The organism is Prosthecobacter sp., assembly GCF_044373815.1.
Classification (GTDB): Bacteria; Verrucomicrobiota; Verrucomicrobiia; order Verrucomicrobiales; family Verrucomicrobiaceae; genus Prosthecobacter.
On the sequence record NZ_JBIPNG010000257.1, the window covers coordinates 1 to 9,314 of the forward strand.

At 58.7% G+C, this 9,314-nt stretch carries 6 protein-coding genes and 1 pseudogene; all 7 read right to left on the reverse strand.

The window, feature by feature from the left end; genetic code table 11:
- Nucleotides 1–387: pseudogene (locus ACIREA_RS19340) on the reverse strand (hypothetical protein); the annotation flags it as partial.
- Nucleotides 384–1,151 (reverse strand): DUF2334 domain-containing protein, encoded by a 768-nt coding sequence (locus ACIREA_RS19345; RefSeq protein WP_397383978.1) that lies wholly within the window; start codon nt 1,149–1,151, stop codon nt 384–386. The gene ACIREA_RS19345 and the pseudogene ACIREA_RS19340, both read right to left, overlap by 4 nt.
- A 38-nt stretch (nt 1,152–1,189) precedes the next feature.
- A complete protein-coding gene (locus tag ACIREA_RS19350; RefSeq protein ID WP_397383979.1) occupies nt 1,190–1,966 on the reverse strand; it encodes an alpha/beta hydrolase family protein in 777 nt (258 codons plus the stop codon).
- Between the two features lie 34 nt (nt 1,967–2,000).
- Nucleotides 2,001–4,187, reverse strand: a complete 2,187-nt coding sequence (recQ, locus tag ACIREA_RS19355) for a DNA helicase RecQ (RefSeq protein WP_397383980.1) — start codon at nt 4,185–4,187, stop codon at nt 2,001–2,003.
- 78 nt (nt 4,188–4,265) lie between these two features.
- Complete coding sequence (locus tag ACIREA_RS19360; RefSeq protein ID WP_397383981.1) at nt 4,266–6,299, reverse strand: SUMF1/EgtB/PvdO family nonheme iron enzyme; 2,034 nt, start codon at nt 6,297–6,299, stop codon at nt 4,266–4,268.
- Between the two features lie 49 nt (nt 6,300–6,348).
- Entirely contained in the window at nt 6,349–8,556 is a 2,208-nt protein-coding gene (locus tag ACIREA_RS19365) for an RICIN domain-containing protein (protein ID WP_397383982.1), read from the reverse strand.
- 126 nt (nt 8,557–8,682) lie between these two features.
- Nucleotides 8,683–9,314 (reverse strand): prolyl oligopeptidase family serine peptidase (locus ACIREA_RS19370; protein WP_397383983.1); only part of this gene is annotated, 632 nt, incomplete at its 5' end.

A 9,314-nucleotide genomic window follows, 5' to 3' on the forward strand; every position in this document is an offset into this window, starting at 1 on the left:
CAGCGCGATGTGTGCTGGATCCAGCTTATATTTGGCAGCGTTCTCCCGCACAAACTTCACCGCACTCAGCGCATCCTCCAACACATAGGAGATCGGCTCCTTCACCTTGTCCGCCGTCGCATCCTCCATCGTCCGCACCTCCACCGCGATCACCGCAATGCCATGCGGAAAAAAACGGTTCACATCCATCGCATGCTTCGACGCCTTCCAGATGCCGCCATACCACATCAGCACCGGAAACGGCCCGTTCCCCTTCGGCGGCAGGTGAATGTCGATCAGTTGATGCTCATGTGCACCATACGGCACATCCGCATACGTTGGCTTCGGCGGTTCAGCCGCATGAACAGAAGTCAGCGCAAACGCGGCGAGCAGTGAAAAAAACCTCATGGCTGTTTGGACTGGGTCCTTTTCAAATACTCCGACGGCGTCATGAACACAACGTTCTTCGATTTGAGGAAATCAATGATGCCCGTGAATCCCGTCCAGCGCTTGTCATCCCATTGCTCCGGATGCCCCTGCAGCACCAGCACCTCACGCTTCGCAGCCTTGGCTTCATAGAACGTTTTGAACTTCTCCAGATCGGGCACAAACGTGGGATTCTCCAGCGCCATCACCCGCGGGATGCTCAGCCGGCTGTAGTACTTCGGCTTCTCAGGTCCATACAACCAGATGGTCACCTCCGGCACCTTTTCCATCGCTTCATCCGTGGCCTCAGTAGTGCCGCTCCAGTGCGGACCAAAGGCCGGCAGCGAAAATCCAAGCTTCTCCTTCGCCAGCCTTTCCCCCTTGGCCAAAATCGCCCGCTGCTCCTCCGCCGTGCCATGCTCAAACTCTCCCGGTTCACTGGCCGTCTTCATGTGATAGCCATGCATCCAGAACTCGATCAATCCCGCAGCCTGCACCTCCTTCAGCCACTGAAAATACATCTCGTTGTCTTTCTCCAGCGACTCCGTGATGATGCCAAAGGATCCCTTGATGTTGTTCGCCTTGAGATAGTCATGCACCTTCAGCCACCGATCCGACACCGGCTTCGCTCCCACACGCCGCGCGATGACATCATCCAGTTTCAGCAGGATGATCTGCTGCGCCTGAGCCTCGGGAGCAAATGACGCTAGTAGAACGACGGAAGTGAAAAGGAGTGCTCGGATCATGGCAGGACAGCAGAATAGTAATGAGGGAAAACGGCTTGTCATTGAGCGGCCTGCTTCAAAACAAAATCCACCAGCTCCTGACACTCGAAGAACGACGGCCCCACTTTGTGCCCTTCACCAGGAATGACCTTCACGCTGATCTGCCCACCACCTGCCGTGTAACGTTCTTTCAGAAGTCCCGTGTTCAGCTCATAGGGCACCACCACATCGGAGTCGCCATGCACCACAAACATCGGCACCTTGTTCTCCAGCAGACCCTTTAGATTATCCACGGGATTGAACTCACTAAGCTTGGCGACGAGCTCATTCTCCGGCATGCCAAAGTCAGCGAGCGTCTGCGCCTTCGAATTCTTCAGCGGCCAGCTCGCCAGATTACACACGGGGTAGATGCCCACCCATGCGCGCACCTTGTCAGGATTCCGAAACGCCCATGCCAGCGTCATCATTCCGCCACGGCTCTGCCCCAGCAGGATCGGCTTCGGCGAATACCCACGTTTGACCATCTCCTCATAAAACAGCGTGAACTTCGCCGTGCTCGCCGGTGCGCCGCGCACCTCTCCCAAATCGTAGCCCGCAATGCTGATCCCCGCTTTCATGCAGGCTTCGAAATACATCTTGCGGCCAAAGAGCGATACGCCGCCCAAAGTTGGCGCATACCACACCCACGGCTTGCCGGCCGCTGGCTTGGGTGCCGCATACAGAAATGCCTTGTGTCCATCGATCTCAAAAACCTCCGCCGTTTTCGGCAGAACTTCCTGAGCGATGGCGGATACCGCCAGACCGGCAGTGAGAATGAGTAGGCAACAGGTGTTCATGATATGGATGATTGAATCGGGCGCGCGGTCTCCTTTATTTCCTTGTTTCGAACGCCCGGAAATAATGCAGCACGGGGTAGTCGTAACGGTTCCCCAGAGCCTCCTTGAGTTTACCAAGGCTCTCCATCCCATGCTCGGCGGCCGCAGCTCTGAGCTCATCCTCTTCTGCGGCAGTAAAGTAGTCGCGCGGATCTGCCTTCAGCTCGCCCAGCTGAATCGCCTGCGCGAGGTGGCCGTGGATGGTGCTGAGGGCGAAGCCGCGCAGCGACACAATCTTTTCCGCGCTGTGGCCCTGGCGGTGCAGGCGCAGGGTTTCCAGCACCGTGCCGGTGAGTCCATCCTCGCTCTTCATCCTGGGCGGCGGCGGAGGCGGGGCTTCTTCGGCAAACATCTGCGCCTCATGCGTCCCCAGCCATTGAGTGATGGCCCCCATAAATGCCGCTCCATAGTCGGCGAGCTTCTGACTTCCCACTCCAGGAATGGCAAGAAAACTCTGTTCTGTTTGCGGATACTGACGGCACATGTGCCGCAGGCTGGCATCCCCAAAGACCACATACGGCGGCACCCCGCGCTCATCGGCCAGCCGTTTGCGCAACGCGCGCAGTTCCTCAAACAGCGCCTCGTCGCAGGCGATGCTTCCCGCTTTGGCGACCTTCGCCGCACTCGTGCCCGCTTTCACCGCCACGGGCACGCGTGTGAGCATGACCGGCGTGCGGTTCATCAGCGTAGCCACTCCCTTCTTTGACAAACTCAGCGTCTGAAATGAATCCGCCGACGCTTCGATGTGGCCCAGTCGAATGAGCTGCCGGCCCAGCGCCGCCCATTCCTCACGCGGCATGTCCTTGCCGATGCCGTAAGTGCTGAGCTGATCGTGATACCATTTGCGGATCTTCTCCGTGTTCGCCCCGGTTAGTACTTCCACGACATGGTTCAGCCCGGTGCTGAAGCCGCTCTTCTGCCGGATGCGAAAGATGCAGCTCAGCAGCTTTTGCACATGCGTGGTGGCATCCCATGTCTCGCGCGGTTGCAGGCAGATGTCGCACCCGCCGCAGTTGTCTCCCGGCCACTGCTCGCCGAAATAGTCCAGCAGCGCCACTCGGCGGCATTCCGTGCCTTCGGCAAAGTCCGCCATCAGCCGCATCTGCCGCGCGGCCACCTCCGCAGCATCTGCGTCCGTCATTTCATCGAGAAACTTCAGGTTTCGCACCAAATCTCCGCGAGAGTACAGCAGCACGCATTCGCTCGGCAGGCTGTCGCGCCCGGCACGCCCTGTCTCCTGATAGTACCCCTCGATGTTCTTCGGCAGATCACCATGAATGACATAGCGCACGTCCGGCTTGTTGATGCCCATGCCAAAGGCGATCGTCGCGCACACCACATGCGCCTCATCACGGATGAAGGCCTCCTGATTCGCAGCCCGTTCCTCCGGCTGCAGCCCCGCATGGTAGGCCACAGCCTTCTCGCCCTCCGCAGCCAGCGCCGCCGCCAGACTCTCTGCACTCTTGCGTGACTGCACATAGACGATACCCGCCTCATTCGGCCGCTGCCTCACAAAATCATAGATCTGGCTCGTCGCCTTCGCCTTTGGCAGAACCGTGTAGCTCAGGTTCGGCCGGTTGAAGCTCGCCAGAAACACCTCCGGCTCATGCAGATGGAGCTGGCCGATGATGTCGCCGCGCACCTGCTCAGTCGCCGTGGCCGTAAGCGCCAAAAACGGCACACCTGGAAGCGCATCGCGCAGCTGCCCCAGCGCACGATACTCCGGTCTGAAATCATGCCCCCACTGGCTGATGCAATGCGCCTCATCCACCGCGACAGCGGTGACGTTCCACCGTTTCAGGTCGCTGATAAAGTCCGGCAGCATCACGCGCTCCGGCGCGACATACAGCAGTTTATAAAACCCATCATCAAGTCCCGAGCGCCGCCTCTGCGCTTCACTCCCCTGGATCGATGAATTGATAAACGTCGCCGCCACCCCGCTCGCCACCAGCACATCCACCTGATCCTTCATCAGCGCGATCAGCGGCGAAATCACCAGCGTGATCCCTTCACGCGCCAGCGCAGGAAGCTGAAAGCAAAGCGACTTCCCCGCACCCGTCGGCAGGATCGCCACCACATCCCGCCCCGCCAGCGTGGCGTCCATGATCTCCCGCTGCAACGGGCGGAAGGTGTCATAGCCAAAGGTCTGCTTCAGCAGTGGGGCAAGGTCAGTGTGGCTCATGTCAAATGTCCTGCCAGTTTGATGCGCCCGACTTTAATTGCCAGTCGAAGCTGCTCCGAGGACAGCGAAGACTTGCATTTAGGGCACGTCCGGCAGCTGTTTTAACCACGCGAGATTGAAGACATAATGATTCTTGCTCGTGATCAGCTGCACTTTCCCGTCCCGCGTTTGAGTGGCCGAAAGGTAGCCACAGGGCTCCGCCATCGTGTCACTCAGCACACAGATGCCACGATCGATCATGTTGATGGACTGTTCCTTGCCTCCGGGTGTGATAAGCCGCCGCACCGGCCACGTCTTTCCTTCATCAAAAGACAACGCGGCAAACATGCCATAGCCGGTGAACTCGCCTGCCTTCGATTTAAATTTCATGCCCTTCCTGTTTTTCCAGTCTCTCCATTGATCGGTGAAACTGCACAGCAGGATGCCGCCTCCATCCAGCCGGATCATCGCAGCACGCTGCACGCTGCTGATCGCAGGAAACTCACTGGCGGCGTAGGTCCAAGTCTTGCCCAGATCACTGGTGTAACTGATCGGCGTTTTGAGGTCAAACTTCGCCTGATCCTCAGGGGGATCATTCCTGCTGAAGGCCATGATCCTCCCATCGGCAAGCTGCACAATCGGTGCATGAATCCCCGGATGACGAAACCCCGTTCCACCGGGCCGAAAGTCACTCGGCTGTTTCTTCACATCGTTGAATCCCCACGTCTTGCCATCGTCATGGCTGAAGACAAGACTGCACTGCCGTGAGTCATTCGTGATAACGAGCGTGCCATCTGCAAGACGGATCGGTTGGTTCCCAAACTCGCCCACCGGCTGCATGATCAGCGCCTTGCTCCACGTCATGCCGTTATCAGTGGAGGTTCGCACCAGGTTTTCATCGCGGCCACGTGCAAAGTGAAACAGCGTTGCCTTCCCATCCCACCAGATCTTCGGGCCATGATCATTCACGTCTGCACCATCCCAGAATGGCGATGCAGGCTCCCACTCGCTCGCGCCACGACGCAGACGGCTCGCCACGTTGCAAAGCTCGCTGCCACCTTCATCCACGCAGGAATACCACACCGCGAGCAGATCGCCGTTCGGGCATTCGGCGATGCCCGGGCTGTGATTGTGTGTGGAAAACAAAGGCCCAAACGAATTCGGCGCGATCTTCACATACGGCTTCGGTGCGGCAAAAAACGGCGGCTCATTGGGGCCCGGCATGTCATACTTGAGCACCCCCTGCTGCACGTTTTGCGCATTCAGGGGCGGAGTGGCTGCAGGCAGCATTTTCCCAGCTGGAAGATCGCCCAGCACCACGCGGAATCCCACCTTGTCAGTCTTCGTCTGCGGCAGCCAAGCCGTGCGGTTCGCCGAGCGCAGCAGGCGAGCAAACATCGAATGATGCCCGCCGCGAATCACTCGGAAATCACCCTCACTGCGGCCCAGAGGATCGGCCTGCTCACCGGCTTCATACGGCCCATACCAGTCCTGGCACCACTCGGCCACGTTGCTGTGCATGTCGTACAGCCCCCACGGATTCGGCGCTGATTGCGCCACCTGCAAATTCAGTTTCTTCTCATCGCGGTACTCCTTCGGCAGCGGCGCATCAGCAAAGAACCGCGCACGTACTCCGGCCTTGTCGGGCCATGGTTGAAAGCCCTCAGGCAGCGCATCGCCCGTGTAAAACAGCGTCGTCGTGCCCGCACGGCAGGCGTATTCCCATTCCGCTTCAGTCGGCAGTCGGTAGGTCTTCCCCTCCTTCTTGGACAGCCATTCACAAAACTGCTGCGCCTGATCCCAGCTCACACCATTCAGGGCATCCTCATCTTTGCCGCTGCCCTGACGAAAAGCCGTTTTGAACTGTCGATATTGCCCCAAGGTCACTTCGGTCGTCGCCAGATGATACGGCTTCGTGATCGCCACTCGATGCGCAGGTTTCTCATCCCAGTCCGCATCATCAAACTTAGCCGGATGCTTCGTGATCTTGTAATCCGCCGCCGGTCCATCCTGTCCCATCGTAAACGAGCCCGGCTCGATGCGCACAAGCTTCATGCCGATGGAGTTGGTGATCGGCTCTGCGGCATGCAAAGACGCCAGAAGGGCAAAGCTAAGGGCGAGGTTTCGTGTCATGAGTTGATTCCCAGATTTCGGCATTAGTGATCTTGAATAAAAAATTCGGCTACAGCTTCGATCCCGTCATCTTCGTCCACGGACTCCATGCCCCCATCGCATGCTGCAGGATCTTGCGCTTCCAGATCTTGTTCCCGCAAAAGGCATACAGCGTGTTCTTGTCCTTCCCGCCGATCGCCACCGCCGTCACACGGCTGCGGTCCGGCACCGGCAAAATAATCTGCGTGGGCCCATCATCCGCGCTGATCTGTACCCCGCTCTTCGTCGCAATGAACTGCCGTCCCTCAATCGAATAGCACACACACTCAGGCCCCGCGTCATCTTCCCAATCCGCCACATGCAGGTGGAAAAAGCGCTCCTTATTTTTGAGCGTGCCATCTTCAGCAATCTGATAGCTGTAAGCCCACTTCGAGTGCCCCTCCGCCACAGACAGCAGCCACTGATCCGGCCGGTACGCCATCCCCGTCGCAAATTTGATCCCCTTGTCCACCTGCGTCTTCTTGCCGTCCTTGATCAGCCACACCGTGCCCTCCTCCTTCGGCTTGTCACCGTTCGTGGTCACATACATCGCACCCGTTGGCATGGCCAGAATCGAGTGCCCCAGAATGTCCTCCATCACCACGCTGCCCGCACCACTGGCATCAAAGCTCATCAGCTTCCCCGACTTCTCCGAGATCGTGTAAAGCTTCCCATCCGCACCCATCGTCACACAGTGCGCATTCGTATCCCCCACAAACTCGCTCACCTTCCCATCCAGCCCGATCCGGTGAATCTTGTTGTTCGATGTGTCAGCAAAAAACACCTCGCCGCTCTCACTGCACGTCGGCCCGCGTGTGCTCTTAAAGCCCTCCGCCAGCAGCTCCCACCCTTCGCCAGGAATGATCACCTCCTGCGCACGCGGCGCGCTCGGCCCCGCCTTCACGCGCTCCGGCCAGCCCTTCCACAGAAAGGCCATCGCCTCCAGGTAGTTCTCCGCATAGCCCGCCACGTGGCGTCCTTCGATGCTGCGGAACTGGTAGTCATAGCCCGAGAACTTCAGCGCCTTGTCCATCTCCAGATCAATCAGATACCAGTCACCCGCGCAGTTCTCCATGTCATGCGTCGCCGTGGTGAGATACGCGCGGATCGGCTTCGCTTCAAATTTGCGCACCATCGTCGGAAACTCATGCCCGCCGCGAAACGCCACCCAGCTCCCGCTCGCCGCATACACACGGCTGAAAGCCTCAGGCCGGTGCCACGCCGCCGTAAATGCCGCAATGCCACCGCTGCTCCCACCCGAGATGCACCGGTCATTGCCATCCGTCGACAGCTTCAAATCAAACTCCTTCGCCACAAACGGCAGCAGCTCATCACTGAGGAATCGCACATTCTCATCGCCCACCCCATCATACTCCAGATCGCGATTCCGCCGGTCCATCGTGCCCTTCATCGGCGCTGGCAGTGAGCCCGGCTTCACAAACACACCGATCGTCACCGGCATCTCGTTCGTGGCGATCAGCGTCTCCATGAAAGTCTTCTCCCGCGCATTGTAGCCATCCGTCTTCACGTAAACACACGCAGGCTTGCTGCCATCATACTGCGCCGGGATAAAAACCGTCACATCCCGCACCGTCCCTGGGAAAACCTTGCTCTGGTTAAACTGCGTCTGCTTGATCGTCCCCGGCAGAATCTCCTCCGGCTTAATCACCGGCGGCACATAAGTCGGCGCTGCGGCCGCAGCCTCATTCCCCGCGATGGCACTCCCCGCCAGCGGCCTGATCTGCCACTGTAAATGCTGGTCATTCGGATGGTGCTGCCACAGATCGATCTTCGCTCCCGGCTCCTTCTTTCCACCCAGATCATCCATCCCCTGCGCCGGCGCGTGCTTCGGATTGATCGAGTAAGATCCCCCCTCGTTCTTCTTGATCTGCCACAGCTGCCAGTCCTTGCCACTGTCCTCCTCCAGCACAATGCCCGTCCCATTCTTCATTCCGCCCTTGTCCGCAGCCAGTGTCAGCGTGCTGCTGTAGGACGGCTTGATCGCATAGTAGCCCTCGCTCTTCGGCACGATCACCCACTTCTGGTTCGGCTTGCCCGCCGGATTGCCAATCGACACCCGCGTTCCCTCCGTTGTTCCCGCGTCCACCGCCTCCAGCACCATCGCTGGCGCGCTCTTCGGCACGATGAAATACGCACCCCAGTCCTCGGCAGAAAGCTGTGTGGTTAAACCAATGGCTGCGGCCAGGAAAAAGCAGCGGAGTGTAGCTAGGGGAGTCATGGTGAAGGCGGAGGAAAAGGAGCGAATGAAACGCGGGGCTAACCACATTCATTCCCTCCAAAAGAGTTAATCTGCTCTGGGCTCAGTCTTTTTGTCTGCGATGTTCAGACTCGATGTTTTGCCTGCCTACTTTACCGCAGACTTCACCGGCTCCACCGCCACTTCCACCTCCGGCACCAGCATGATCTGCACGTCCGCACCCTTCAGGTACTTGTCGAAAAAGTTTTGCATGAGCTGAATCACAGCGGTTTTGTTAAACGCAGGCCCGCCATGGCCGGAGCCTGGGAGCTTCTGCAGCCACACTGCCACGCCCTTATCCTTTAGCACCGCCGCAAATTCCTCACTCTGCGCATATGGCACCAGCGTATCATGCGTCCCATGGAGAATCACAAACGGCGGATTGTCTTTGGAAACGTAATGCACCGGGCTCACAGCATCAGCCTTCGCCTTGTCGTCCAGCTTCGTGCCGATGAGCGAAGAGTACGGATCGGCAGGAGTATTAAACTGGAAGATGTTCTTCGCATTCTTGTCGTCCGCTGCCTGCTGCACCACCGTGCTGAAGTCAGAAGGACCAAAGATGTCGCACACCGCCTGCACCCGTTCAGACTGCTCCTCATTCCCACCGATCTTCGGAAAGGCATTCTTCCCGCCTGATGTGCCGACGAGCGATGACAAATGCCCGCCAGCCGAGCCACCCACGACTCCGACATGTTCGGCGTCCAGGTTATACTCCTTGGCATGCGCACGCAGCCAGCGGA